At 36.7% G+C, this 26,677-nt stretch carries 22 protein-coding genes; 16 read left to right on the forward strand and 6 right to left on the reverse strand.

Features of this window, described 5'->3' with window-relative positions; translation table 11 throughout:
• The first annotated feature begins 175 nt into the window (after positions 1-175).
• The 11 genes from I6F50_RS01770 (at position 176) to I6F50_RS01820 (ending at position 13,181) form a co-directional block, all read left to right on the forward strand.
• Positions 176-2,095: a pilus assembly protein N-terminal domain-containing protein gene (locus I6F50_RS01770; RefSeq protein WP_165728636.1), complete on the forward strand. Its 1,920-nt coding sequence runs from the start codon at positions 176-178 to the stop codon at positions 2,093-2,095.
• Positions 2,092-2,769: a lipopolysaccharide assembly protein LapB gene (locus I6F50_RS01775; protein WP_165740807.1), complete on the forward strand. Its 678-nt coding sequence runs from the start codon at positions 2,092-2,094 to the stop codon at positions 2,767-2,769. The genes I6F50_RS01770 and I6F50_RS01775 overlap by 4 nt, the downstream gene beginning before the upstream one ends.
• Before the next feature lie 372 nt (positions 2,770-3,141).
• Complete coding sequence (locus I6F50_RS01780) at positions 3,142-3,531, forward strand: hypothetical protein (RefSeq protein ID WP_010552792.1); 390 nt, start codon at positions 3,142-3,144, stop codon at positions 3,529-3,531.
• Positions 3,532-3,628: 97 nt separating this feature from the next.
• The gene (locus I6F50_RS01785) at positions 3,629-4,396 is read left to right on the forward strand and encodes a hypothetical protein (RefSeq protein ID WP_165741299.1); all 768 of its coding nucleotides are present in this window, start codon (positions 3,629-3,631) and stop codon (positions 4,394-4,396) included.
• Positions 4,397-4,402: 6 nt separating this feature from the next.
• On the forward strand, positions 4,403-5,701 hold the full coding sequence (locus I6F50_RS01790) for a CpaF family protein (protein ID WP_039487860.1): 1,299 nt from the start codon (positions 4,403-4,405) through the stop codon (positions 5,699-5,701).
• Entirely contained in the window at positions 5,694-6,569 is an 876-nt protein-coding gene (locus I6F50_RS01795) for a type II secretion system F family protein (RefSeq protein ID WP_024589373.1), read from the forward strand. Before I6F50_RS01790 ends, I6F50_RS01795 begins: the two co-directional genes overlap by 8 nt.
• A complete protein-coding gene (locus I6F50_RS01800) occupies positions 6,566-7,381 on the forward strand; it encodes a type II secretion system F family protein (protein ID WP_197175187.1) in 816 nt (271 codons plus the stop codon). The genes I6F50_RS01795 and I6F50_RS01800 overlap by 4 nt, the downstream gene beginning before the upstream one ends.
• A 9-nt stretch (positions 7,382-7,390) precedes the next feature.
• Positions 7,391-8,557, forward strand: coding sequence for a hypothetical protein (locus I6F50_RS01805; RefSeq protein ID WP_197175188.1), 1,167 nt, complete (start codon positions 7,391-7,393; stop codon positions 8,555-8,557).
• Entirely contained in the window at positions 8,554-11,433 is a 2,880-nt protein-coding gene (locus I6F50_RS01810; protein ID WP_197175189.1) for a hybrid sensor histidine kinase/response regulator, read from the forward strand. Before I6F50_RS01805 ends, I6F50_RS01810 begins: the two co-directional genes overlap by 4 nt.
• 37 nt (positions 11,434-11,470) lie before the next feature.
• A complete protein-coding gene (locus tag I6F50_RS01815) occupies positions 11,471-11,896 on the forward strand; it encodes a response regulator (protein WP_010552799.1) in 426 nt (141 codons plus the stop codon).
• Between the two features lie 460 nt (positions 11,897-12,356).
• On the forward strand, positions 12,357-13,181 hold the full coding sequence (locus I6F50_RS01820; protein WP_165742007.1) for an alpha/beta fold hydrolase: 825 nt from the start codon (positions 12,357-12,359) through the stop codon (positions 13,179-13,181).
• Between the two features lie 420 nt (positions 13,182-13,601).
• Here the strand turns inward: I6F50_RS01820 and I6F50_RS01825 are convergent, their stop codons facing one another.
• The 6 genes from I6F50_RS01825 to I6F50_RS01850 form a co-directional block, all read right to left on the reverse strand.
• The gene (locus tag I6F50_RS01825; RefSeq protein ID WP_197175190.1) at positions 13,602-14,561 is read right to left on the reverse strand and encodes a sugar-binding transcriptional regulator; all 960 of its coding nucleotides are present in this window, start codon (positions 14,559-14,561) and stop codon (positions 13,602-13,604) included.
• 248 nt (positions 14,562-14,809) lie between these two features.
• Positions 14,810-15,811, reverse strand: a complete 1,002-nt coding sequence (locus tag I6F50_RS01830; RefSeq protein ID WP_197159405.1) for an ABC transporter ATP-binding protein — start codon at positions 15,809-15,811, stop codon at positions 14,810-14,812.
• Between the two features lie 10 nt (positions 15,812-15,821).
• Positions 15,822-16,652 (reverse strand): carbohydrate ABC transporter permease, encoded by an 831-nt coding sequence (locus tag I6F50_RS01835; protein WP_197159404.1) that lies wholly within the window; start codon positions 16,650-16,652, stop codon positions 15,822-15,824.
• A 2-nt stretch (positions 16,653-16,654) separates the two neighbouring features.
• The gene (locus I6F50_RS01840; protein ID WP_165741182.1) at positions 16,655-17,527 is read right to left on the reverse strand and encodes a carbohydrate ABC transporter permease; all 873 of its coding nucleotides are present in this window, start codon (positions 17,525-17,527) and stop codon (positions 16,655-16,657) included.
• A 144-nt stretch (positions 17,528-17,671) separates the two neighbouring features.
• Positions 17,672-18,976, reverse strand: coding sequence for a sugar ABC transporter substrate-binding protein (locus I6F50_RS01845; protein ID WP_197175191.1), 1,305 nt, complete (start codon positions 18,974-18,976; stop codon positions 17,672-17,674).
• 153 nt (positions 18,977-19,129) lie between these two features.
• Positions 19,130-20,458 (reverse strand): hypothetical protein, encoded by a 1,329-nt coding sequence (locus I6F50_RS01850; protein ID WP_197175192.1) that lies wholly within the window; start codon positions 20,456-20,458, stop codon positions 19,130-19,132.
• Positions 20,459-20,987: 529 nt separating this feature from the next.
• Here I6F50_RS01850 and I6F50_RS01855 point away from each other — a divergent pair.
• From I6F50_RS01855 to I6F50_RS01875, 5 genes are read left to right on the forward strand one after another with little or no spacing between them, the layout of a single operon-like run.
• The gene (locus tag I6F50_RS01855; protein ID WP_165741180.1) at positions 20,988-21,371 is read left to right on the forward strand and encodes a response regulator; all 384 of its coding nucleotides are present in this window, start codon (positions 20,988-20,990) and stop codon (positions 21,369-21,371) included.
• A gap of 13 nt (positions 21,372-21,384) precedes the next feature.
• Positions 21,385-22,290, forward strand: a complete 906-nt coding sequence (locus I6F50_RS01860) for a MoxR family ATPase (protein WP_165741179.1) — start codon at positions 21,385-21,387, stop codon at positions 22,288-22,290.
• Positions 22,291-22,296: 6 nt separating this feature from the next.
• A complete protein-coding gene (locus I6F50_RS01865; RefSeq protein ID WP_166420327.1) occupies positions 22,297-23,283 on the forward strand; it encodes a DUF58 domain-containing protein in 987 nt (328 codons plus the stop codon).
• Positions 23,283-25,253 carry a DUF3488 and transglutaminase-like domain-containing protein gene (locus tag I6F50_RS01870; RefSeq protein ID WP_197175193.1) on the forward strand — a complete coding sequence of 657 codons (1,971 nt, stop codon included), beginning with the start codon at positions 23,283-23,285 and terminating at the stop codon, positions 25,251-25,253. Before I6F50_RS01865 ends, I6F50_RS01870 begins: the two co-directional genes overlap by 1 nt.
• Positions 25,254-25,261: 8 nt before the next feature.
• Positions 25,262-26,584 carry a Na+/H+ antiporter family protein gene (locus I6F50_RS01875; protein ID WP_165721880.1) on the forward strand — a complete coding sequence of 441 codons (1,323 nt, stop codon included), beginning with the start codon at positions 25,262-25,264 and terminating at the stop codon, positions 26,582-26,584.
• The last annotated feature ends 93 nt before the right edge of the window (positions 26,585-26,677 follow it).

Here is a 26,677-nt window from a genome sequence, read left to right on the forward strand (position 1 = left end):
CCACACACCTCTGCTCTTATTTCTTTGTTAACCTCTTCATGAATTGTTGATTTGCAATTTGCGAATCAAAATAATAAAAAACACGTTTATACATCTTAATCCACTGATTATAAATACAAAAACCCTTGGTCTCATACTTGCTACCTATACAGTAAGCAAATTGAGGGAAAGGCTTATGTTAAAATTTATTTTTATACTATTACTAATATCTTTTACCGCTATGGGCAGTGAAAGTCATTTAGATTATATAGAAAATGCAAATGGTGAGCGGGTACAAAAAGTATCGCACTTAGTTAAATGGACGCATACTCGCTTTGTGTTTACCCGTGATATTTCTCGTATTGCACTTGGCCACGAAACAACACTTGATGTGAACGTGGTAAATGGCCGTGAGCTACTAATTTTAGCTAAAAAGTTGGGCCGTACATCTATGATGGTGTGGTACGACGATAAAAGCTCTGAAACATTTTTACTTGGCGTAACCGAAGACTACAGCGTACTAGAAAATGCCTTAAACGACATCCATCCTGACGTACAGCTAACCATAGCGCCTGATCGCCATGCTGTTGTATTACGTGGTGAAGTACCTACTATAAATTATCGTCATGCCGCTTATGAAGCTGCAAAAAACTACCTTTATGCCAGTAGCTCACAAGCATCACAACCCGTTATCACCTCAAATCCTAACCAAGGTATGTTTAATTCACTTGCTCAACGCTTGCAAGGCTTGGGTAACGCAAACGGCGGCAGCTCTCAAAACTCGAGTAAAGTCGCTATTATTAATTTAATAAAAGTAACTCAAGCACCCAAGCCTAAAGAAGAACGTATTAGCGAAGTAATAAAATCAATGGGCGCAGATAAAGTGACCATTAAACGCATCTCGGTTGATGAGTTATCAAATGACGACAACGATGTGTTTTTACTTTCCGGCTCTGTAAAAAACCAGATAGAGCTAGTGCGCTTATTAAATACAATTAATAAATTATTCGAACCAGAGCAAGCATTACAAACTCAGGGTTCTCCTCTTGATCCTAATAATTTAATGGGCGGCGCAACGCAGGATAAAAGTTCAGGTATTGAAGTACTTGCCAACGAGTCAGGCGGTTTAATAAATGATGCTACCTCAGGATTAAATTTAAGTAATGTGAGTTCTAATATTGCAAGAGCAACGTTGCTGTCAGTGGCTGGCGGTAAAGTTTTGTCGAGTATTGAAGTTGAAGATTTACCGCAAGTGCGTGTATCGGTGCAGCTATACGAAGTAAATCAACGTAGGCTAAAGCAATGGCGCCCAGATATTAGCGTGCTCTCTAATGGATATGAAAAAGAAGCGGGTTTATTTGGCCGTGACGGTATGACTAATCGTGAATCTGGCTCTGCAACAATAGAAAATGCGCTGCAATTAATTGGCGGTCAATTAACTAATAACTTACAGCTTTCTACCTCACAGTTTGCCATTGATATGTTATTTTCATTACTTGAACAAGAAGGTATTTCTCGAACGCTTTCTCGCCCTACAATCACGGTTTTAGCCGGTGAAAGTGCCGTGTTTAAAGTCGGTGGTGAAGTACCTGTACCTACAAGTTATAGCCCTTCAGGAATTACAAGCGGGCAGCAAGGTAGTAGTGGGTCGGTGTTTAGCGGTACAGAATTTAAATCATTTGGAGTTGAATTAAATGTACGCGCCATGGTTGACGACAAAGACAGAATAACACTTGATCTAAACCCTGTAATTTCATTACCCGATACCACGTTAACCGCCGAAATTGCACAAAGTACAGGCAGCAGTTTAAACAGTAGTGCATTTAATACACGCAGCATGCAAACATCAACACGTTTAAAAGACGGACAACCTCTTATTATTGGTGGCTTAATTAGCACCGATAACAACGCAAGCCACGACTTTGTACCTGATGGCAACGGCAATAGCATGCTAGGAAAGTTAAGCGAAACAACCAGTAAAAGTGAAAACAACCGCGAGCTAATTATTGTTGTTACTCCAAACCTGGTGCGTGAGCCAATTAATACCTTACGTTCGTGGGAGCAGGCAAATATAGACACCCAGTTACTTAGTTACATACAGGAGCAAGGGCTATGAAAATATTTTATATAATTTTACTGCTTACTTTATCGGGTTGCGCTCATATTGATTACAAGCCAACAGTAAATCCTTACAACGCGTTGAGTGACATCGTTAAAAAATACCAATTAAATTCCCAACCATTAAAGTGTGAAGGTATAAATGCAAGTAACTGTTTAAACCTAGTGCATGAGGTGAATCAGTTAATGCTTGAACACCCCGATAACAAGGCAATACTTTCAATATCGGCCTACGTACTTTATAAAAGTGGCCGTGCTAATCAATCTCAACAAGTTATAAACACATTACTGAATAAAGCTAATCCACCATTAAATGCAATTACTTTAGGGGTTACGTTAGCAATAGAGCAAGGTAATTTAGCTAAAGCAAAAAGTATTGCTCAATACGGCGTTGATGTTTTTGGTACACATGCTTCACCATACCTGCAAATGGCCTCTATACATTATGCTCAGGGCAGTTACGTTATAGCTTCAAACTACTTAGAGCTTTCGGTTAAGTTTGGTTTAAATAGCACTGCCTATTTTTACCATAAAGGGTTAATTGAAGAAGCTAATACCAATAATTTATTGGCTTGTGGCTACTATGTGCAAGTTTTACGTGCAGAACCCACGCATAAAAAAGCACTTGCTAGGCGCGGTAAACTCTCCGTTTTAGGTAATTGTTATTCTTAAGGCCTTCGGGCCTTTTTTTATACCTAAAATTTGGCATTATTTAGGGCCAAAACCACTTTATTATTTATCAAAAATACAAGTAAAGCTTACGCTCATCCTACGTTTTATACGTAACCTCACAAGACTGCTTTTAATATTTACCCCTTACACTATCCATCAGTTTTAATAATACTTTCAATAACGTAAACCTAGCATTATTTATCTAAAATATTTTTAATATTGATTTGCATTTTGCAAATCAAAAATTAAAACATCTAATAAACAGTAACCATTAAAAACATAACCAACTGTATTTAATAGTTATTTATAGCTGGCATGGTCCTCGCAATATGTAAAGTGAGCATAAGCTCTTCTAATTTAAAGGCTACGATTATGAAAACTATTAAACATAACTTAAATAGCAAAAAGCAAAAAGGTTTTGTACTAACGTCAGAGCTAATCATTCTTTCTACTTCAATGGTAGCAGCACTTGTAATTGGTTTATCTACATTACGTGACTCGGTAACCAGCGAACTTGAAGATGTAGCTGAAGCAATTGGCTCACTTGACCAAAGCTATGTATTTGACGGCATGATTAACGCCGAAGGCACTGCTGAAGTGTCTGGCTCTGGGTTTGTAGATTCAGTTGATGTGTACGCAGGCGATGGCAGTTCATTCACTTTTGTTGCATCAGACTTTAGTGAAAGTGCCGCACTTGTTAATGCAACACCAAGCGGCGATGCTGCAACACGTACAGCAGCAGGCGGTTCACAAGGTAACTAACGCAAGGTACCCAATATAAGGCAACCAGGTTTGAATACCAAGCTTAAGGCTCACTGCCACAAAAGTGTGGCAGTGAAAGTTACTCTGGAGGAATATTATGAAAAGTAAAAGTAACAAAGGCGCAACCACTGCGGCTCTCACATTACTCATCACCTCTGGCATGTTAGCTTCGGCTTTGGGCATTAGACAGGTAAGCGATGAAAATAGCGTAACAGCCTGGGTAGTAAACAAAAATATGTCGGCCGGTCAAACAGTAACCGTTCACGATGTAGAGCAAAAGAGTATAGATCCAAGTAACTATTCAAATATTGCACTGAGCGTTCAAAACCCACGTGCATTAATTGGTCAAAAATTAGCAACTAATAAAATGGTTGAACAACCTTTGTTCGACACCGATTTTATTAGAGCGAAAAGCCAAAATTTATCAGAAGCCATACCGGCAGGGCGTGTTTTATATACTTTAAAACTAAACACCTTAGATATTCCGCTTTCGCGCATACACAAAGGTGACCGACTCGACATAGTCGCTAAAACTAATCGCTTAGTAAGAACAGTTGCCCGTGATGTACAGCTTATTGGTGTTTCAAAAGGTCCTAAATCGCAAGCCGCTAAAAGTGGCGTAATGGATAATTTAGCTAAAGAGTCTAATTCTGCTACGGGCGGTGTTTCATTAGTCCTTGCGGTACTTCCAAAAGATGTTTATTCGTTGGCGGGTATAGATAACGCCGACAAAGTTTCAATTATTGTGCATAGCGCTTATGACATTGAACAAGGTCGTTTGCAAAACTTTTCACGCTTACAAACCAGTCGCACAATCGAAGTGGTTAAAGGCGTTAAAAATGAAGCTGTATATGTAGCTAAGTGAGTTTTTATGTTTAATTTATCAAGCAAACATGAAGAAGTTCAAACCAGTTTAAGTACCTTTGAAGAGCTTAAAAAGCTATTGCACGATGCCGTTATCGAAGAGTACGAACAAGAACCAACCGCGCTTTTATCAAGTAATGTTCTCGAAAAAATCTCTGCTTTGTGCAGTGAAATTCCACAATTTAATCAATCTTCATTTAACCAACACCAACAAGAGCAGGTTGTTCAGGCTGTATTTGATGAAATTCAGGGTCTGGGTCCTATTGCACAGTTTATGCTGGACGATCAGGTGAGTGATATTTTAATAAACGACACGCAAGATATTTGGATTGATAAACAAGGCAAACTACTTTGCACAGCCAGTAAGTTTGATGACGAACGCCATTTACGCCGATTTGTTGATCGCTTACTTGATGGTTGTGGCCGACAAGTGAATGCGCTTATGCCAATTGTTGATGGCAAACTAAAAGATGGTAGCCGAGTTCATATTATTGTACCGCCTGCGTGTACCAGCGCAGCTATTGTGTCTATTCGTAAGTTTAATCATAAAAAAATAAACGATGACTTTTTAGTTAATAATCATTTTTTAGATAAAAACATCTTATCATTTTTAAAAAGCGCAGTTAAAACAGGCGTTAATATTTTAGTGTGTGGCAATGCAGGGGCAGGTAAAACATCATTATTAAACGTACTTGCCAACTCAATTAATCCGAATGAACGTGTTGTAACCATTGAAGAAAGCGCAGAACTTAATTTGCATCACAACCACGTTGTGCAATTAGAAGCCCACGACACAAACAGCGATGGTAAAGGTGCAGTAAGCCTAAGAGATTTAGTAAAAGCAGCCCTAAGAATGCGCGCAGATAGAATACTTGTAGGTGAGGTACGCTCAGGCGAGGTAATCGATATGCTCCAAGCAATGAACTGTGGTCACCAGGGTTCGATGACGACCATACATGCTAACAGCGCAAATGATGCCGTTATTCGTTTATCTACCTTAGTGCAGTTACACAATGCACAACTGAGCGATACCCATACAAGTTCGCTAATCGCGTCGAGTATTCAACTTATTGTGCATGTTTCTCGTTCAACTAATGGCACCCGAACTCTAAAAAGTATTGGTGAAATTAAGCGTGTTAATGGCGGCGCACATTTTAGCCCGCTTTATAGTATTAACGAAGCAGAGCCAGTACAAAGTGAGTTAATAGATAACTCAAGTGTTATTGAGTTTATGAAAGGCCAAGGCGCAAATGCAAAAGAATTAAAAGCATTACTGCACAATAACCCGGAGGCTAACAATGACTAAACTTGATTATTTATTAGCTATAGCGGCGGTTATAACCTTTGTACTTGCAACTAGTGTGTTGGTTTCTTTGTATGCTAAAAATAAAAGCAGCCAAGGCACTAAAAAAGTAGATATTTTAGAAGAAAAAGACGTACTTACTCTGTCACTACGAGTGCTAGGCTTAAACATAAGTAACGCCTGGTTTATAAGCATGGCGTGCTCGCTCTCTAGTAGCTCATGGTTTTTAGCTAAATTATATTATCCAGAGGCATCAACCAGCGCGTTTATTATTTCAATCGTGGTTTTTGTAACCTGTTTTATAACTGTGATTGACTTGGCTCATTATAAATTAGCAAAATTTGAGCATCATTTTTTAGAATTTATTGAAACCGTACAATCGTGTTTAAGCACTGGGCTATCGCTACAGCAATCAATGCAGTTTGCTGATGAACATGCAGACCCATATATAAAAAAGCAAAGCACCTTACTAATACAACGCATGAGCATGGGTAGTGATGCCGAAACGTCGTTTGCCCCTTTAATTGAAAGATACAACTGCGAAACCGTAAGATTGTTTGCTCATAGCATCATTACACATACACAAAGCCAGTGTGATTTAACCGACATGCTAAAAAGCGTATGCAACATGATGTCGCTTCGGACCCTCGACCGCCAACAGCTAAAAGCTAAGCTTTCGGGCACTAAGTACGCTGCTGTATTTAGTGGTTTTTTACCTTACGCACTAATTCCTTTATTTAGCTATACCGATCCAACCTGGTTTGAACCATTATTAAACGACCCTAATGGGATTGCATTTATAACGGTTGCGCTTCTTTGTCAGCTATTTGGTTTTTTATGGCTACGCCTTAGCTTAAGGGTAACATTATGATTGATATACTTTTACTTATCGGACTTTTAGTAAGTATGGGGTCATTTATCCATATTCATAGGCAATCTCTTAAAGTTGAATTAGAAAAACCCGATACTAAAAACATTAATTGGTATCCGCTAATCATCATCTCTAAACGTCAACTAAGACAAGCAGGGATTCAAATTAATAAAATATTAATAAGTCTGTACTGCTTCAAAGTGGCTGCTACTTTTAGTGCATTTACGGTTATAGAACTAACAGGTTATGAGCTGAGCCAATCGATTAAATTATTACTGTGTTTTATGTGTTTTTTTGCACCCGAATGCTGGTTTTTATTACGTAAAAATCAACGTCAAACCACTATTAATAATAGTTTAGAGTTTTTTTTACGGGTGTTACTGGTTTACATGCGCGCTGGATTTTCACTAGAGCGCTCATTTGCACTGGCGGTTGATCATGGATTAAGTCAAAAACACCCATTATACAAAGAGCTAAAGTTATTTTTATTCGAACTAAGCGCAGGTAAAGATCGTGAATTTGCATTTAATTCACTTTTTGAAAGAACTGGCGTATTAGGAATTAAAAAACTCGCCAACTTAATGTTAATAGGGTCAAAACTTGGTACGCCACTTATCCAAGCAGTAGAGGCTCAACTTGAAGGCCTAGCTTTAAAAAAGAACATTTTACTCGCTAAAAAGGTAAACAAAAAAGCGATGCACACAACCTTTCCAATTATCTTAATTTGTTTTCCGATGTTTTTGGTATTGGTGTTTTTTCCCGCAGCATTACAAGTAATGAACGTACTTAAAATGCTTGTAGAAGTGTTATAGGAGCCTGATATGAAAAAGCATTATCAACAAGGGTACATACTTACTATTGAGCTTATATTAATTATTACAATTTTAATTATTGGCTCAATTGGTGGAGTTATTTTAGTCAGGGATGCCCTTATTAAGCGCCATCAAACTAAAGTAGATAATCAAATTACTGTCGTTGATGCTAACAATAGACCACTCGGTATTGCAGTAAGTTTTGATGAGCACCAAGCACCACTCGTTTTTTATACAGACCGGGGAGCAAACAGCACATACAGAGCATTAATAGGCATACGAGATGATAGGTTTACCTCGCGAGAAGCTGTTTATTACGATGCTCCAAATTGCCAAGGTAATCCGTGTTTAAAGGGCTTAAGCGACGAAGCAACAGACAGCCAAGGTGTGAGCAAACTAAATAATACCGGTAATGTAAGTTATATAAATGCGCTGCAGCAAGGTCCAAATTATGCAATAGGGCAGTTAGGTAATACCGTTATTGGTCAGTTATTAAGAAGTACACCACAACAATGCCCTGCTAATAGTGAACAAATTCTATCTCGTTATGTATCGCAAAAAGTAGTAACAGGCTCACCTTGTGAAAGCTTTGAAATAGATAAGCAGCCGGCCGACAGCAGTTGTTTAGTTGGGGTAACAGCTTTAGGTAATTCACTTTTAGGTACAAGCGATCAAGGTTTATCGCAATCGTGTGATACATGCCAAACGGGGTACGAATCGCAAGGTGACATACTTGATTTATATTTACCCCAGGTAGAACCGCTTTTAAATACAGCCCTTAATGCACTGTCATTAGTTGGTATTGGAACAAGTGTTGATATAGAGCTTGGTACAATATGCTGCCCAGAAGGGACACGCTTAGAAGAAGATGAAAACATTGTAGAGACACTTGTTTTCACTATTTTACAAACTACATTTGAGCTCGCCGGTATTGATTTAGTAAATAACCTTATTATTAGTGAAACACTGAGCTTAATAGGGATTGAGCCAGGCATTACATATTGCAAAACATCACTTAATTTAGTTAATGCAGAACAAGTAATTAATATCACTACAGGCGAACCTGCACTTAGTAGCTTAACACCACCATTTAAAGTTTTACTGCCAGTACACAGCGGCCAAAACAGTACAACGTGGATACATACTCCCCCTAAAGGGGAAGGAGAACGTCAATGAACGCCTCAAATATATTTACCTCACATGCTAATGTAGCAGATACACAAACTGATGAAATATCAACAGAAATTAAAGAAACGCTAACACTACTAAAACAGTTTTATGATGTTCCAATTGTTAAATTTATCGATTTTAGAGAAGTTTATTCAGAGCAGTTAATAACCTGCAACGATAAAGAAAGCGTCGAAAATGAGTTATTAAGCTATCAAAAACGCTGTACACAAGAAAAACTATATCTATTTGAAGATACTTTTTTTGATGATGTATCAAACAACACGCACAAATTCATTCGTTTTTATGCACAATATCCAATTTATAGTGTCACTAATAAATTAATTGGCGTAGTGCTGATGGCCGATTTAGCACCTAAAACATTAATAGGTTCACAAAAAGATCAGTTTATTTCATTTGCTCAATTATTGCAGACACAGTTAAATAAAAATTCAGATTTAGTAAGTAATCAAAGTACTAATCCTGCGAAAAAAAATTATAGGGAAAAGTATATTCATGTATTTAGTTTAGCGCCCGTCGCATTCTTAATTGCATTAGTATTATGTTCATTCACTGCATTACTTCTTTATACTATTGAAAAAAAGGAGCTGCAAAGTAATTACAATCAACAAACCCAGCAATTACGTAAAACGTTATTTAATGCATTAGAGCGATTTGATAATCAAGGATTGTATATATCTCAAAAAGATTTAGTTATTGCAGGCTTTTTGCAAAGCCAAAATAATTATACAAAAGAGCAACTTAGTAATTTAGTGCAGAGTCAGGTTTCACAAAATTTAACTTACAAAGGGTATGTTGTGTTTGATTATGAGTATAACCAGCTTGCACTTTGGTCAAAAAACAATTTTGATTTAGCCGCGTATGGGTTTACAAACTGGTTAGAAAAATTTAATAAAAGAGCGAATAAACAAGCAGTAGAAGTATTTACGGTTGCTGATACGGCCTTCTTAATTTCTGAAATAAAAATAAAACAAGGTTCTATTTATACGCTTACAGCATTTGATTTAAGTAAGTTTTTAAAAGCCGTTATTGGAAAATTAAACACTGAAAATTATAACGTTTTTATAGCAACACCACAGTTTACTTTAGGAAAACAAGGAGAAGTAAACCCGAGTATAATTAAAAATAGTATTAGCGCTTTAAGCAGTCGTTTTCCACCTACTTGGCGTTTGCATGTGCAACCAATGAATAAAATAGTACGACCACAAATAACTAAATACAGTTTAATTAGATTAGGGTTAATCTCTTTTTGTGTATTCGCGTTTGTGTATTATTTTTTACGTTTACCAAGGCGTTTACACAGTGAAATAAAACAAAAAAATCAGTTAATACTCAATAGAGAGGAGCTTTTTTCAAGTTCTCTGGATGCACTGCCGCATGGGTTTGCTATTTTTAATAGCCATGAATTTCCTGTGATTACCAACAATGCTTTTAATCTTTTATTTGCACAGGTGAATAAACAAAACAGTCAGCTATCGTATAGCCAGCTGATAAGTATTGCGCAGCAGCATAATATTATAAATCACTACCATGAACATCATAAGCTTGATGATGACCGTAACCAATTAATAGATATAGGTTTTACAGACGGGAAGTGGATAACTGTATTACAAAGACATACAGATTTTAATGGTTTCGTTTGCTACTTTAGAGATGATACAGAGGCACATCAAAAAGAATGTTTACTCGCTGATGTTCTCGAAAAATCAAAACAGACAAATCAATTAAAAGAAAAATTTGTTACAAGGCTTAGCCGTCAGTTAAAAACGCCTTTATCATCTTTAAAGTCATTAGTTGAAATATCTAAAGATCCAATAAGCTTTAACGAATTTAAAAACAATGTGGAGAATATTTCTGATGCATGCGACCAGCTCGAAAGTGTAATTCAGCAACTCGTAAATATAAATAAATCGGAAATAGGTAAGTTAAAGCTTCAGGCCAAAAACGTAAACCTAAATCAAATGATCAATAATAATATGTCGATTTTAGCTAAAGAGGCTGAAAATAAAAGAATCGTTCTTAAAAATAATATTACGCCTGAATTAACGGTCGCAAGCGATGAAAAGTTAATTTCTCAATTGGTTATTCAATTAGTGACTGAGGTTTTGGATTCATCAAATAATACAACGCTTTCAATTAACGCTCAGATTAAAAATGAAAGTAAACGTAATTACTTATATCTCGATTTTTCATTAAGTAATTTGATCGACAGTAGTAACTTTATAACTGAGCTTAAAAGTATATCGGGTGATGATATAACGCGCTTTATAGATGATAAAGACGTGTCATTAGAGTTAAAGTTTTTTATTTCAATATTTAAAATGTTAGGTGGTAAAGCGATAATTGTAAGTAGTAACGCGAATAAATCAACGATATCACTTTCTATGTTGGTCAACATAGCAACCAAACAAGGTAAAGACAATGAGCAAGAAGTACCAAGTAGCTCGTTAACAAATAATGATTTAGTAAAAGCTAGTTTAGTAACTAACAAACACCAAAACACGCTATTACTGGTTGATGACGATCCTCTTGTTGAGATTGTAATTAGAGCGATGCTAAAAAATGAGAATATTAAAATAGATTACGCGCGCAGTGCAATAGAAGCGATGTTGATGGTATCGCAAAACAGTTACGACATTATTTTAATGGACATAGTAATGCCAGAATTGTCGGGAACTGACGCTATGTTAAAAATTAAAAAACACAGTGACAATTTGAAAACTAAAATAATTGCGCATACATCGACACCCGATACAGATTCAAAATACGTTAACCAGGGCTTTGATGACATGCTATTAAAACCAGTAAAACAAGGTGTATTAATAAACCAAATAACACGCATTTTAAAAGATAAGTCGTTATAAATTAGCGTATATTACTGGAACAGTAATGAGGTAAAACATGAAAAACACTATTGAAAATATGGCTGAAGTTATCGAGTTTAAAGTAACGCCAATAAATAAAACTAAACGACTGCTTTTAGTAGATGATGACTTGCTAATAGAAATAGTAATTAGAAAAATGCTTAACGAAGAAAATATTTTAATAGATTTCGCATCAAGTGCTATAGAGGCGCTACTTATGGTTTCTCAAAATATTTACGATATTATTTTAATGGATATAGTAATGCCGCAATTTACAGGCACCGACGCAATGCTAAAAATAAGAAAGCATGCTGACGCATCAGCAACAAAAATTATCGCTCATACATTTAGTGAAAACGAAAATAGTGATAACAAGTATGTAAAGCTTGGGTTTAACGGCCTGTTATTGAAGCCAGTTAAGCAAAGTGTATTAATAGAAAATATTAGATATTTTTTGGAATGATAAATAGAAACAGTAGGGCGGTTAACTATTTTTTATTTATAGCTTACTAAAAAGTTAAATTATAATTTTTGAAAGCACTAATATTTATTAGTGCTTTTGCGTATATGAACCTTTAATTTATTTAAATTTGTAAAAGTTCTTTAATAAGAATAATTATTTCAAATTATTCCTTCAAAGTATTACAAACTACGCTTTTGTAATTGTTGCATATATAAGAGTCATCGTTTCACACTTCCTAAAGCAATTTAATAATCATAATTATTAAACCTATAATTTTATGGGGTAAGTAAACTAACTTAGCCTAGAGCCTACGTATCACAAGGGTTTAACTTTAAAAACATTATGATGCTTCAATAACTAATAGATACTCATCTTGGGATGAAATTTGCTTTATAGGCTTATATTCCGGTTTTATCGGTTACTAAATATTATAATTTTTTAAAATTAACGAGGCAGAAATATGAACAAAACACAGTACGTTACAGTAGAAGGTCATAAAATTGCATACCAAGAAATGGGTGAAGGCACACCTTTATTATTAATACATGGTATACCAACCAATAAATTTTTATGGCGAAATGTGATGCCAAAACTTGCATCACAACATCGAGTAATAGCGCCTGATTTACTAAACTTTGGTGAATCTGATATGCCAATTAACACCGATGTTTCTATAAATGCGCAATGTAGAATAATGTGTAAGTTTATGGATGAACTCGGTATTTCTAAAGTTAATATTGCTGCACATGATATTGGTGGTGGTGTTGCTCAATTAATGGCTGTAAATCATCCGGATAAAGTAAACGGGTTGGTTTTAATTGATAGTGTATGTTTTGATTCTTGGCCAATACCAGAATTTGAACCTTTGCTAGAACCAGGTGTAGAAGAAAAAACAACTGTAGCTGAATTTGTGGATACATTAAGAGATTTCATGCCCAAAGGTGTTTACGACTCGAGCGTAATGACTGAAGAGTTGATGAAAATATACTTAGCACCATGGAGTAATGAAAAAGGAAAAGCCGCTTTATTTAGTAACATGCGCAGGCTCAATAAAGAATATACCGAAGCTATTACAGGCGATCTTAAAAGCTTACCTCATGAAACACTCATAATATGGGGTAAAGAAGACAAGTTTCAAAAGCCAAAGTATGCGCCAATGTTAGAAGAAGCAATTCCAAATTCATCATTGATTTGGATAGATAGAGCCGCTCATTGGGTTATTGATGAACATCCAGATAAAGTGTCTGATCTTATTAGTGAATTTATGAATGATAAAACATTCTAGTGAATTACTAGGTTTATTAAAAAGCTATTTGTTTCAATACGTTAAGTTTGATTGGGTAAAGTAGCGAATAGGCAATCATTGTAATACCGCTTGATAATATTAATAACCAAGCGGTATTTTTATATGTTCAAGAAGCTAATACCGTAAATGGGTAAGACACTGACTATTAAGATAAGTAGGTTAATGCTTATTAAATAGTCAAAATATCGCGTTTATACGTTAATTAATGAAGGTGAGTAACTTGGTTATGTATTTATTTATGCTATTTAACATAATATAAATTATAGGTAGTTAATGCACATATAGAAAGAGCGCTTAAATGCGCCCTTGCTATGTCCAATACTAGGCGGTATCGGACATTAGGTGGTTTTATTACAATAACAGGTATTACTAATACAGATACTTTATTTATCAATTTGTTTAATCAATACTTAATAAACGCTCAGCTGTATATTCGTTAGTAATTAATCCGCTGATCATGTTTGACCTTACTGCGCCCAAAATGGCTAACACTTTTTCTTCGCCAGCAGCTATCGCATAAATCTGTTTGTTAGCATTTGTTTTTAATGGCGTACTTGCTACACGCTGATTAACTGTGCAATCTAAAAGCTTACCCTTTTTATCAAACACCCAACTAATCATTTCACCAACGGCACCAAGATCTTGTAACTCTTTAAGTTCTTGCGCATCAATAAAACCATCTATATGTAATGGCGATTTTTCACCTAAGCTACCAATACCCACAAATGTTACATCGGCATCTTTAGCGAGTTTTAAATTACCGGTAATATTTTGTTGTGCATGTAACTGTTCTTTTTCTTCAATGCTTCTTGGTAAAACTGGCAATGGCATTGGGTAATGTTTTGCATTGGTGTGTTCGGCCATTCTTACTACAACATCATAAGGTGAAGCCGATCCGTCCAAAGCCATATTACCCAGCATTGCTACAATTTTATGTTGCGGACAATCAACAGTTCTTAGCTCATCTACACATGAACGTAAAACTCGACCGGTTCCCATTGCAAGTACTTTGGGTTGTTCTGATTTTAAATGTCGTTCTATTTCTGCCGCGCCAGCTTGTGCCAAACCTAATGTAGATGAAGGTTCAGACGGATCGCTCGGTACAACTTCGCACGAATCTAACCCAAAACGGCTTTTTATTTTTTCGGCCAGATCCATACATTTAGCAATCGGGTGGTCAAGTCTAACTTTAATTAGACCTTGGCTCACAGATAATGCGACCATTCTTTGTGCAGATTGACGAGATATATTTAGCTTTTTAGCAATTTCATCTTGTGTGTTACCGCCAACATAATATAACCACCCTGCTCTGGCTGCATCATCTAGCTTTCTAATTTCTGTATTTGATAGCTTTACCACGTAAACCTCTTAAAATAGAAGGAAAACTAAATCCTTATTTTCATTACATAATTTTAATTATATGTGCTGCTATATAAATTATTTTATTAATTTTGGAATATCTATTTATCAATAACGTTTTTGTTATTTATAATTGTAAATATACCATTCCTTAATAAAAAATACCTAGGTTTCATAGGATTATGTAATTAGAATTTAGTTAATAGCACCCTTATAAAGGTGCTATTTAAGGTAATTAAAAATTGGCTTTAGCTAATTGTTAAACCATTATTATCAAACTTTAATACTTTATCTGCAGGTGCGCTTAGGTAAATACTGTCGCCATATTTTAATGGGCAATCACCATCAGCTTTTACTGTTACGGTACCTTTGCCTTCAATATTTATATGTAAAAAGCTCTCCGATCCTAAGTGTTCAATAACACCGACAGTACCCGCCCAAGTGCCGCTTTCTGAAGAGAGTGTTATATGCTCTGAGCGAATACCAATACAACTAACATTCGTATCTTCATTTTGTGGCTCTTCTATAAAATTCATTTTTGGCGAACCAATAAAACCCGCTACAAATTTGTTTACAGGATTTTTGTAAAGCTCTAGAGGTGTACCTACCTGTTCAATAATACCGGCATTAAACACAGCAATTCTGTCTGCCATTGTCATGGCTTCAACCTGATCGTGCGTAACATAAATCATTGTTGTGGCTAAACTTTTATGTAATTCAGATATTTCTAAACGCATATTTACACGTAGCGATGCATCAAGATTTGAAAGTGGCTCATCAAACAAAAATGCCGACGGTTGACGTACAATTGCGCGCCCTATTGCTACGCGCTGACGTTGACCGCCCGATAATTGCCCAGGTTTTCGGTCTAAATAATCGGTTAAATTAAGTATTTTAGCGGCGTTTGCAATTTTACTTTCGATTTCTGCAGGGCTCACTTTTGCTCTTTTTAAAGGAAAAGCAATATTGTTACGTACGCTCATATGCGGGTATAACGCATATGATTGAAACACCATTGCTAAGCCTCTTTTAGCAGGCGGTGTTTTTGTAGCGTCAACGCCATCTATTTCTATATTACCGCTGGTTGTATCTTCAAGCCCTGCAATCATTCGTAATAAAGTAGATTTACCACAGCCCGACGGACCAACAAAAACGATAAATTCGCCATCTTTTATTTCTAAGTCGAGTGGCTTAATTACGTTAACTTCATCAAAGTTTTTAGTTACTTGTTTTAGTGTGATGCTGCCCATGTGTATTCTCCTATTTTACTGCGCCGAAACTTAATCCGCGCACTAATTGTTTTTGACTAAACCAACCAAGTATTAAAATTGGCACAATGGCCATGGCAGATGCTGCCGATAACTTAGCGTAAAATAACCCTTCAGGGCTTGAGTAACTGGCAATAAATGCCGTTAAAGGTGCAGCATTAGCAGCGGTTAAAATAAGAGTCCAAAATGCCTCATTCCACGACAAAATAACATTTAACAATAACGTTGATGCTATACCAGGTAAGGCTATTGGCAATAAAACATGAAATATCTCTTCGCCAATTGTTGCGCCATCCATACGTGAAGCTTCAAGTATTTCGTTTGGTATTTCTCTAAAGTAGGTGTAAAGCATCCATACCATTATTGGTAAATTAATCAGTGTCATTACAATCACTAAGCCTAACTTTGTATCGAGTAACGCAAAGTCACGAAACAATAAGTAGATAGGAATAAGCACGCCTACTGGTGGTAACATTTTGGTTGAAAGCATCCACATTAATAGATGCTTTGTTTTTTTAGTTTGAACAAAAGCCATAGACCACGCAGCAGGTACGGCAATTAATAAACCAAGTAAACTTGAACCTAATGATATAACCACTGAGTTCCAAAAATGGTTAAAGTAAGGTGAACGTGACAATACATCTCGGTAGTTTTCGAGTGTCCAATCGAACGCATATAAACTGGGGCTTACTGAAATTGCTTCGGCTTCAGTTTTAAAACTGGTGATTAGCGTCCACAAAATAGGAAAGAAAATCATACCGCTTATTGTCCATGCAGCAATGGTATAAATTAGTTTGGAACGACGGCTATCTTTTATAGTCATAATTAACCCTCCAAGTTTTTGCCAATTAAGCGCATTAAGAATATAGCGACAATATTTGCGATGATAACTGCAACTATGCCCCCTGCCGAACCGCCGCCTACATCGAACTGAAGTAGTGATTGCGTATAAATTAAGTACGTAATATTGGTTGATGAATACCCTGGACCACCACTTGTGGTCACTAATATTTCGGCAAAAATTGATAACAAAAATATAGTTTCGATTAAAATAACGGCCGTTACGGCGCGCGATAAGTGCGGTAATACGATGTAGAAAAACTTACTAAATGGACCTGCGCCATCTAAATCGGCAGCTTCTAATTGTTCACGGTCGAGTGATTGTATTGCTGTTAGCAGTATTAATGCTGCAAACGGTAACCACTGCCAAGAGACAATAATGATGATTGAAAATAACGGCATTTGAGCAAGAAAATCTATTGGCTCAAATCCGAGCCAAATTGCAAAGTGCGCAAATAAGCCATTAACTGGGTTCATTAGCATGTTTTTCCATACCAATGCCGACACAGTTGGCATTACAAAAAATGGTGCAAGTACCATTATGCGAACGTAGTTTCGACCCCATATTGCTTGGTCTAGTAAAATAGCTAAACCAATACCACCACAAATGGTGATAAGTAAAACACCGGTTACTAGGTAAAGTGTGTTAAAAAATGACTCAAAAAATGCCGGATCAGTTAGAAAAAATTCGTAGTTTAGAAAACCTACAAATTCTTTATCTCCTGGTACTAATAAATTGTAATCGATAAATGAAAAATACAATGTCATGCACAGCGGTACTATCATCCAAGCAAGTAATAAAATTACACTAGGAAGTAGCATAAGCCGTGCAAGCGTGCGCGAGTTAGTTGTTGCCATATGTAGACCTTAAAAAAGCCAACTCTATTTACTCTTAGCTACCGAGTGAAAATCAGAAACCCTTGATAGCGTTTATAACCAACAAGTAAATAGAATTGACATAAAATACAGGGTAAGCGTGAGGGCTTACCCGCCTATTACATGCTATTTGGGATAGCGAGCTTTACGCATTGTTCGCTCAACAAGGTGTTGAGATGTACTAAGCGCTTGTTTTACGGTCATTTGGCCTGTTAATGCAGCTGAAAACTGTTGGCCCACAGCGGTACCAATTCCTTGAAACTCAGGAATAGCAACAAACTGAATACCTACATAAGGCACCGGTTTAACGGTCGGGTTTTTAGGATCTGCAGATTGGATAGAATCTAACGTAATTTGTGCAAATGGTGCAGCATCCATGTACTTTTGGTTGTTGTAAAGGGATGTACGTGTACCAGGGGGGACTTTAGCCCACCCTTTTTTATCAGCTACAAGCTGAGTATATTCTTTAGATGTTGCCCAGCTAATAAATTTCATCGCGGCATCTGGTTTTTTACTACTTGCTGGTACAGCTAAAGTCCATGACCATAACCAATTACCACGTTTACCTAAGCCGTTATCTGGAGCAAGTGCAAAACCTACTTTATCGGCAACTTCAGAGTCTTTTTTGTTAGTAACAAATGCGCCTGCAACGGTTGCATCAATCCAAATACCACATTTCCCGGTTTGAAATAGTGCAAGGTTTTCGTTAAAACCATTTGCAGATGAACCAGCTGGTCCCGACTCTTTCATTACATCTACATAATACTGAAGGGTATTTTCCCACTCTGGGGTATTAAACTGTGGTTTCCAATTTTCATCAAACCAACGCGCACCAAACGAATTAGCCATTGATGTAATAAGCGCAACGTTTTCGCCCCAACCTGCTTTACCACGTAAACAAAGGCCATAAACACCTTCTTTTTTATCTGTCATCGCTTTAGCAGCTTTGCGTATAAAGTCCCATGTTGGCGCTTTAGGCATTGTCAGCCCCGCTTTTTTCATTAAATCAGTGCGGTACATAACCATTGAGCTTTCACCATAAAATGGTGCAGCATAAAGTTTGTCATTAATTGTTAAACCGCTACGGATTGCAGGGATTAAATCGTCTAAATCGTAGTTTTCACCTAAACTATCTAACTCTTTTAACCAATTTTGTTTGCCCCAAATTGGTACTTCATAAGTACCTATGGTCATAACATCGTATTGACCGCCTTTTGTTGCAACATCGGTAGTGACACGTTGGCGAAGAATGTTTTCCTCTAAAGTAACCCATTTTAGGTCTATATCAGGGTTTTGGCTGGTAAAGTCACTACTTAACTCTTTCATGGTGATCATGTCACCATTGTTAACAGTCGCTATTGTTATGGTTTCTTTTGCCGCAGCGCCCATGCTTATAAAGCCACACGCGAGCATAATTAATTTATTTTTCATCGGGTAATTCCCCATACACGTTATGTTCTAACAAGTGCTATTAAATTTCAATCTATTGCCAATTCTATATATGGCAGTTTTAAAGCATAAAACTGCCCGCAAAGTGCCTTTTTAGGCGCTTTGTATAAATAGATAGACTAGTTGGATAATGATTTAAAATTTAACAGATATTTCAGAAGTGAAGCCGTCAAATCCTTTACCGATTTGGCCGCCCGAATTAACACCTTCTTCTTGGTTAACATACTCAACTTTTAAAAGCGTTTTATCGTTAAACCAGTAACCTGCGGCTACTTGAATACGCTCTACTGTGTTGTCTGTCTGTTCAATTAAGTCGGAAGTGTTTTCGGCTTCTGCATAACGAGCCGCTACATATAGCTTTTTAGGGATTAGATATTGTTGTGCTTCAAACACGAAGTACTCAACCGATGAGTCGCCTTCTATTACACTGTTTGAATCAAAAGTCGTGCCATTTTCATCAGCTATGCCGTTTGTACCAAAGTAGGTAATACCGGCAACTGCATTACCAGCGGCATCTGCGAACGTGTAGTCATCAGATGATTTACCAACCATAAAAATTAAGCTAGTTTCATCAGATGGTTGATAAGCTAAGTTAAGCTGGATGATTGATTGCTCAAGCCCTGGCATTGCGCCAACATGAGTGTCACGCTCGTTCGAAGGTGACGCTGAGAAGTTATAGTTTTCACCATCGCCAAAGCGATAGTTTGTTGTGGTTACACCATCAAGACTGGCTACACCGTTTTCAAAACGTAACTGGTCGCCTTGATTGGCTTTTAATAAGTTTAAACCTGCTTTAAAGCCACCTTCAAATTCTAGAGTACCTTGAAGTCGGTAGTTATAACCTCTGTCTTCTTGAAACGCTTCACCGAAACTTGAAGTCGTAATGTGACCTGTAACATTATAAGCATGTACTACACCACTATCGAAAGTTTCGCTGTAACTTAGCTGTGCGCCGTTTTCTGCGGTTGCGTAATCGGTAATACCATTACCAATAAGTGCATTACTTTGGTTATCTGCGCCGTCTTGAAAACCTTTAAATTGAAATGGTGAGCCACCAATATTACCCAAACGCAGTGTTAAATTTGCGTTTTCTTTTGGTGTGCCATAAAGACCTAGTAGGTCAAATTCAACACCTGCAAAATCGTTGTGAAATGAAAAGTCACGATCTTCGCCACCAAAGTCATTAGGCTCTTCTGCAATATCTATATCGGCAGTGATGAACTCGTTAATATGAAATTTAAGCATTAGATTAGCTCTAATACGGCCAAATCCTGATTCTTGTTCTTCATCTTCTGGACGAAATGCGCCGTCTTTAGCTTGAATTGACTGAAAGTTTTGCATTAGTAAAAAGTCTACGTCAACGCGATCTAAATATTCAGAAATATCAGCCTGTGCTGGAGCCGATGTAGCCATAGCTGCCGCTATGAGAGAAATTGCAAATTTAGTCTTTTTATTATTCAACATAATAAGCTCTTTATTTAGTGTGGTGTGTGATGCCAACTTTATTAAATTGCATATTCATTTAATGAAATTGGTATTAATTCAGTGTGTATAGATGAGGCTGGCTGAGCAAAACATTAAATAGTTAATGAAATTGCACTTGTGAGCATAAGCCCATCTACTGAGCATAATCACAGAATGAATTTAGAAGGTCAACGATTTTTTATTACAAAACGTTTACAAAAAATCGAATTTTTATGTAAATATTTTTGAATCAATAAGTTAAGTAGCAAATTTGTTACATCAGATTTTGAGGAAATAAAGTGTAGGATTAAGGGATTTATTGTAGATACGTCATTATTGTTCAATACAATTAATAAAAATATAAGTTAGTAGAAGCTATGAAAGCAGGTAATCCTTTAAAAATAGGTTGTTGGGCAAACCTATAAACAGTTTATTTATTAGTGTTTTTTAAGTAACGTTCTTGAGCTTATGATGGGGTTAGCTTAGTATTAAAGCACTTAGATGTATTCAAAATAGAAGTAACCTACATATGGAATTTGTTCGCCCGCTAGAGCCCATCCTCATTATTGATGACGTTAAGGAAATTCGTGATTATCTAAACCAAATTTTAACTGACTTAGGGTTTGAAGATATATTAGAGAGTGCTGATTTTAGCTCTGCCAAACCTATTATGGACAATAAACCGCCAGGCGTTATATTTGTAGATGTAGATTTACCTGACTCTAACGGTGCAGATATATTGGAATACATTAATAGTACTTACCCGCACACTCATGTTGTTATGTGCTCTGGCCACAATAGTCTCGAAAACGTACAAAACACGTGGGAAATGGGCGCTAAAGGCTTTATTGCAAAACCTTTCAACACAAAAAAAGTAGACACTGTAATGAAGCGTCTTGAAATAATAGAATAATAATAAGGTTAGCATGCATAGTACTGTTACTGCGATTATAGACGATCTTTCGAGTGTTATATTTGGTAAACAACAACAAATAAAACTGGCACTTACATGCTTATTTAGCGAAGGGCATTTACTCATTGAAGATTTGCCTGGTATGGGAAAAACCACTCTTTCTCATGCATTGTCAGCTGTGCTAGGTTTATCGTATCAGCGTATTCAATTTACCAGTGATCTTCTGCCTGCTGATATTCTGGGTACTAATGTGTTTAACTCTACCGAGCACAGTTTTACGTTTCATAAAGGCCCTATTTTTAGCCAAGTTGTTTTAGCTGATGAAATAAACCGCGCCGGACCCAAAACACAAAGTGCATTGCTTGAAGCAATGGAAGAGCAACAAGTAACAGTCGATGGAAAAAAATATACGCTGCCAAATCCATTTTTTGTGATAGCAACACAAAACCCGATTTACCAATCAGGTACTTATCCGTTACCTGAGTCGCAATTAGACCGTTTTTTAATGCGTATTAGCTTAGGTTTTCCACCTAAAGAAGCCGAAAAACGCTTAATTTTGAATATGCAAAAACGAGATTACAGTCAGTTACCTAGGCGTATTAACCAACAAGAGTTAGCGGTAATTCAAACCCAGATTAGCCAAATTACTTTAAGTAGCCCAGTTATTGACTACATTATAGAGCTTGTTAATTATACACGCACAAGCAACGCTTTTGCAGCATCGTTATCACCGCGTGCCAGTATGGCTCTGGCTAAAGCGGCTAGGTCGTGGGCCTTTATTGAGGGTCGTGATTTTGTAATGCCAGAAGATGTTCAAGCCGTATTTGCAAGTGTGTGTCAGCATCGATTAGGTTTGCATAATGAGTCCGGTGAAGCGCAAGTAAACGATATTTTAAAAAACGTTTTAGTTCCGGTATAAACTTTCATGCCAAAAAAAACAGCTAAGCGCCCTTCTTTATTTAAGTCATTTAAGCGAGGTGTATTTAATAAATTATTAAAAAATAAGCATTTAAAAAACTCAATTACACTTGAACACAGAACAATTTATGTATTGCCATCATCCCTTGGTTGGTACTTTGTAATTGTGGCTATTTTAAACTTTGTGATGGGCATTAATTATCAAAATAATTTAATTTTAATAATGTCTTATCTTATGTTTGTGGTGATGATTATTGCTGTATTAATGGGCTACAGTAACGCTAAAGGCTTAACGGTTAAATTTAAAGATGCATTTAACAGCTACGCTCCTCAAAAACCGAGTATTGTATTTGAATTACAAAGCGCTAGAGTTACCCAATCTATTAATTTAACATATCAAGGTAGTGAGCAAACTCACAAACATACCGACGAAGTTGATAGTAAGACTCAGTTACTTACACTCAACTTACCCTACAGCTCACGCGGTAAGTACTCAGTGCAACGTATTAAAATAGCGAGTAACTACCCCTTTGGCTTAATAACTGTTTGGAGCTACATTCAATTACAAACAGATGTTTTTGTATACCCGTCGCTTGAACAAGTACACAGTGATGCGCATGTTTCTATGCTTGATGAGCAAGCCGATAAAGGTATTTCTACACAATCTGGTAGCGAAGAGTTTGAGTCGTTAATCCCACATTTACCAGAGATGGGCTTGCAAAGAGTGTCGTGGAAGCATTACGCAAAAACACAGCAGTTGTTAGTAAAAGAGTTTGTAGACTTTAAAACAGCGAATGCGCTCTTCGATTTTACGTTAATGAATGGAGATACAGAACAACGTTTAAGCCAGTTATGCTTTTTAGTGTGTGAAGCAACCGAGAAAAACACCCCTTTTATGTTAAAGCTACCGAATAAAACAATAAATACAAATACCGGACAGCAACATAAGCAGCAATGCTTAGAATTATTATGCTCATTTAATGGTGATGTGTAATGGACATACTTAAAAACGAAAAAGTAATAAATTATTCGCTGTCTTTTATATATGCATGTTTAATTGTATTTTTTGTATCACATTTACCGCTTGCTTTTGTAGGTGTACTTTCACTTATTTGTGCATGGAACTTTTACATAACGCTGAGTAATAAACCAAAGCCAAATGCTTGGCTGGCAAATATACTCGCAGGTGTGTCACTAGGTTTAATGCTCTACACAGTAGGCATGTCGGATACGGTTATTTTATTTGTGGCCATGCTGCTACTTGCTAGTTTATTTAAGCTGCTGCAGGCTAAAACCAAAAAACACTATCATGTAATTACAACGCTTACGTTTTTTTCACTCTCATCGGTGTATTTATTTAACCAAAGCATTTTAGCGACTTTAACTGTAAGTAGTTTATACATATTAAACTTTGCAGTACTTGGCTTACTCGAATCCAAACATAATTTAAAAATAGCCTCTAAGCAAAGTGGTAAATTACTACTTTTAGCGCTTCCTTTAGCTGTATTTTTACTGCTTTTTTTACCAAAAATGCCCGCCTTTTGGCAGCTCCCTGGGCCTAAGCTTGCAAAAACAGGGCTTTCTGAACAAGTCGATCCTTTCGATATTGCAAAGCTTTCAAACTCAGATGAACTTGTGTTTAGAGCTAAATTTAACGAAGAAAAACCTGTAGCGCCTTATTATTGGCGAGCAATAGTTCATGATGAGTTTAATGGTAATGCGTGGCTTACGTCTGACTTTTTAAAATATAATAATGTAAAAACAAATACGCAGAGCGAAAATGATGAGCAACTTATTGCAAGCTACTCAGTTATTACAGAGCCTGCTACACAAAAATGGCTCTATGGTTTAGCGTATTCCAGTAGTAACTCACCAAATGTTGAAGGTAATTCGCTAGGCTTATTGCGTAAAAAAAGTCGTCAAGCTAAAAACTTACAATACGATGTAAATAGCTTTAACTTCACAGCTTTATCGCTTGGCGAATTTGAAGAAAAACGCTACAAATACCTCGCTTATAAAAAGAATGTAAAAACATCATCACTTGCTAAAAACTTAAAGCAAGATACACACTCTGACCGCGATTTTTACAATAGCTTATTACAATACTTTGCAGGTACAGGATTTACTTATACGTTAACACCCACTCCGATGAGCGGCGATAACACGATTGACCAATTTTTATTTGAAAACCAACGTGGATTTTGTGGTCATTATGCAAGCGCCGCTGCGTACATTTTTAGAACCGCAGGTATACCCGCTCGATTAGTAAGTGGTTATTTAGGCGGTGAATTAAACCAAGATAATAATACGCTAACAGTTCGCCAGTACGATGCGCATGCGTGGGTAGAAGTATATTTACAAAACGAAGGTTGGGTTATTTTTGATGCAACCGCTGTTGTCGCACCGGAGCGTTTAAATGGCTCGCTTTCGCAAAACGAAGAGCTGAATGACGAATTTAAAAGTAATCTTGATTTTGGTTTAGTGAGTTTAAGTAATTTCCCCGCTATTAATTGGTTAAGGTTGGAACTTGAAAATCTCGATTATCAATGGTCTAGCTGGGTACTTGGTTTTGACGAAGAAAAACAAAATGATTTTTTAAAATCAATTTTTGGTAGTAAAAACATTTGGCTTGTACCATTAATGGTTTTACTAACAGCTGGTTTTTGTTTTGTAGGTTATTTTGTGTATTTAAACTTACCAAAACGCCCGACTAAATTAGCGCCTATGGTTAAAGAATTTTATGAAGTAAAAGCATGGGCGAAAAAACAAAAAATAAATACACCCGATAATTTAACACCGAGTCAGCAGTTACATTTTTTTGCTGATCAACTTCCTCGTTCTGCACAATCTATAAACACATTTAGTCAGTTATTTAACCAAGTACGCTATAGTAAAAAACCTTTTACGAAAGAGCGTAAAACTCAGGCTAAAGATCTGATAAAATTAATTAAAATTTCCAAATAGAGAATACTATGAATGCTGTTGTTATAGGCGTTATTTTAATGCTCGGGCTATCTCTGGCTCGCGTTAACGTCATTGTTGCCATGATCATAAGTGCTTTAGTTGCTGGTTTAACAGCAGGCTTGGGTATAAAAGAAAGTGTTGATGCATTTAATTCTGGCCTTTCTGCCGGAGCTGAAATTGCACTAAGTTATGCCATGCTCGGTGCATTTGCCGTTGCTATTTCTAAGTCGGGTTTAACACGCATTCTCGCTGATAAGTTACTTGCTAAAGTAAATGCTAAAGGCAGCGGGAATGAAACATTTTTAAGTTACTTCATTTTATTAATTATTTTAGGTTGTGCAATTTCTTCGCAAAACTTAGTACCTGTACACATAGCGTTTATTCCTATTTTAATCCCACCGTTACTCGTTGTTTTTAATCAGTTAAGATTAGACAGGCGTGCTATAGCGTGTATTTTAACATTTGGATTAGCAACTTCTTACATGGTGCTGCCTTATGGTTTTGGGGGAATTTACTTATATTCTATTTTGCATAAAAACCTAGTTGATAACGGCCTAGACATTGTAAATACACAAGTCCCTATGGCGATGATAATTCCTGCATTAGGTATGTTTATTGGATTACTTATTGCGGTATTTATTACCTACAAAAAACGTCGCGAATACACAGAGCTCCCATTAACAACTCAGAGTAAATCGGCTGAGGTAGAAAACCCTAAAAAAGTAATGATTGTAGGGCTATGTGCGGTACTTGCCTCACTTGTTGCACAAAACCTAAGTGGCTCAATGATTTTAGGCGGTTTAGTAGGTGTAATGATATTTAGTGTATTTGGTGTAGTTAAGTGGGAAGAAAACGGCGACGTATTTAGTAAAGGCGTTGCGATGATGGCCATGATTGGCTTTATTATGATATCGGCACAAGGCTTTGCTTCAGTTATGCAAGCAACCGGCGATGTAGCAAGTTTAGTACACAGCGGTGCTGCCCTTTTTGATGGTAATAAACCTTTGGCGGCCGGTGTTATTTTGTTAGTCGGGTTATTAATAACAATGGGTATTGGTAGCTCGTTTTCAACAGTGCCTATTATTGCTACTTTGTTTGTACCATTGTGTTTAGACCTTGGCTTTTCGGTAATGGCCACTGCAGCACTTGTTGGTACTGCAGGCGCTTTAGGTGATGCAGGCTCTCCAGCTTCAGACTCAACGCTTGGACCAACATCTGGCCTAAATGCCGATGGGCAACACGACCATATTAGAGACTCAGTTATTCCAACGTTTATTCACTTTAACATTCCACTACTGATATTTGGTTGGATAGCAGCAATGGTGCTTTAAGCCGTATTCATGTATTTATTTAAAGCTGTATGAGATTAAAAAGGTATGTATGAAGCATGCCTTTTTAGTTTTTACAAACCTCAATATCACACA

This window comes from Pseudoalteromonas sp. NZS127_1, assembly GCF_015864295.1.
Classification (GTDB): Bacteria; Pseudomonadota; Gammaproteobacteria; order Enterobacterales; family Alteromonadaceae; genus Pseudoalteromonas; species Pseudoalteromonas arctica.

What these genes read in the sequence shown, in the direction of transcription:
- I6F50_RS01770 (WP_165728636.1), top strand. Translation starts at nt 176, where the DNA reads ATGTTAAAATTTATTTTTATACTATTACTAATATCTTTTACCGCTATG.
- I6F50_RS01775 (WP_165740807.1), top strand. Translation starts at nt 2,092, where the DNA reads ATGAAAATATTTTATATAATTTTACTGCTTACTTTATCGGGTTGCGCT.
- I6F50_RS01780 (WP_010552792.1), top strand. Translation starts at nt 3,142, where the DNA reads ATGAAAACTATTAAACATAACTTAAATAGCAAAAAGCAAAAAGGTTTT.
- I6F50_RS01785 (WP_165741299.1), top strand. Translation starts at nt 3,629, where the DNA reads ATGAAAAGTAAAAGTAACAAAGGCGCAACCACTGCGGCTCTCACATTA.
- I6F50_RS01790 (WP_039487860.1), top strand. Translation starts at nt 4,403, where the DNA reads ATGTTTAATTTATCAAGCAAACATGAAGAAGTTCAAACCAGTTTAAGT.
- I6F50_RS01795 (WP_024589373.1), top strand. Translation starts at nt 5,694, where the DNA reads ATGACTAAACTTGATTATTTATTAGCTATAGCGGCGGTTATAACCTTT.
- I6F50_RS01800 (WP_197175187.1), top strand. Translation starts at nt 6,566, where the DNA reads ATGATTGATATACTTTTACTTATCGGACTTTTAGTAAGTATGGGGTCA.
- I6F50_RS01805 (WP_197175188.1), top strand. Translation starts at nt 7,391, where the DNA reads ATGAAAAAGCATTATCAACAAGGGTACATACTTACTATTGAGCTTATA.
- I6F50_RS01810 (WP_197175189.1), top strand. Translation starts at nt 8,554, where the DNA reads ATGAACGCCTCAAATATATTTACCTCACATGCTAATGTAGCAGATACA.
- I6F50_RS01815 (WP_010552799.1), top strand. Translation starts at nt 11,471, where the DNA reads ATGAAAAACACTATTGAAAATATGGCTGAAGTTATCGAGTTTAAAGTA.
- I6F50_RS01820 (WP_165742007.1), top strand. Translation starts at nt 12,357, where the DNA reads ATGAACAAAACACAGTACGTTACAGTAGAAGGTCATAAAATTGCATAC.
- I6F50_RS01830 (WP_197159405.1), bottom strand. Translation starts at nt 15,811, where the DNA reads ATGGGCAGCATCACACTAAAACAAGTAACTAAAAACTTTGATGAAGTT.
- I6F50_RS01835 (WP_197159404.1), bottom strand. Translation starts at nt 16,652, where the DNA reads ATGACTATAAAAGATAGCCGTCGTTCCAAACTAATTTATACCATTGCT.
- I6F50_RS01840 (WP_165741182.1), bottom strand. Translation starts at nt 17,527, where the DNA reads ATGGCAACAACTAACTCGCGCACGCTTGCACGGCTTATGCTACTTCCT.
- I6F50_RS01845 (WP_197175191.1), bottom strand. Translation starts at nt 18,976, where the DNA reads ATGAAAAATAAATTAATTATGCTCGCGTGTGGCTTTATAAGCATGGGC.
- I6F50_RS01850 (WP_197175192.1), bottom strand. Translation starts at nt 20,458, where the DNA reads ATGTTGAATAATAAAAAGACTAAATTTGCAATTTCTCTCATAGCGGCA.
- I6F50_RS01855 (WP_165741180.1), top strand. Translation starts at nt 20,988, where the DNA reads ATGGAATTTGTTCGCCCGCTAGAGCCCATCCTCATTATTGATGACGTT.
- I6F50_RS01860 (WP_165741179.1), top strand. Translation starts at nt 21,385, where the DNA reads ATGCATAGTACTGTTACTGCGATTATAGACGATCTTTCGAGTGTTATA.
- I6F50_RS01865 (WP_166420327.1), top strand. Translation starts at nt 22,297, where the DNA reads ATGCCAAAAAAAACAGCTAAGCGCCCTTCTTTATTTAAGTCATTTAAG.
- I6F50_RS01870 (WP_197175193.1), top strand. Translation starts at nt 23,283, where the DNA reads ATGGACATACTTAAAAACGAAAAAGTAATAAATTATTCGCTGTCTTTT.
- I6F50_RS01875 (WP_165721880.1), top strand. Translation starts at nt 25,262, where the DNA reads ATGAATGCTGTTGTTATAGGCGTTATTTTAATGCTCGGGCTATCTCTG.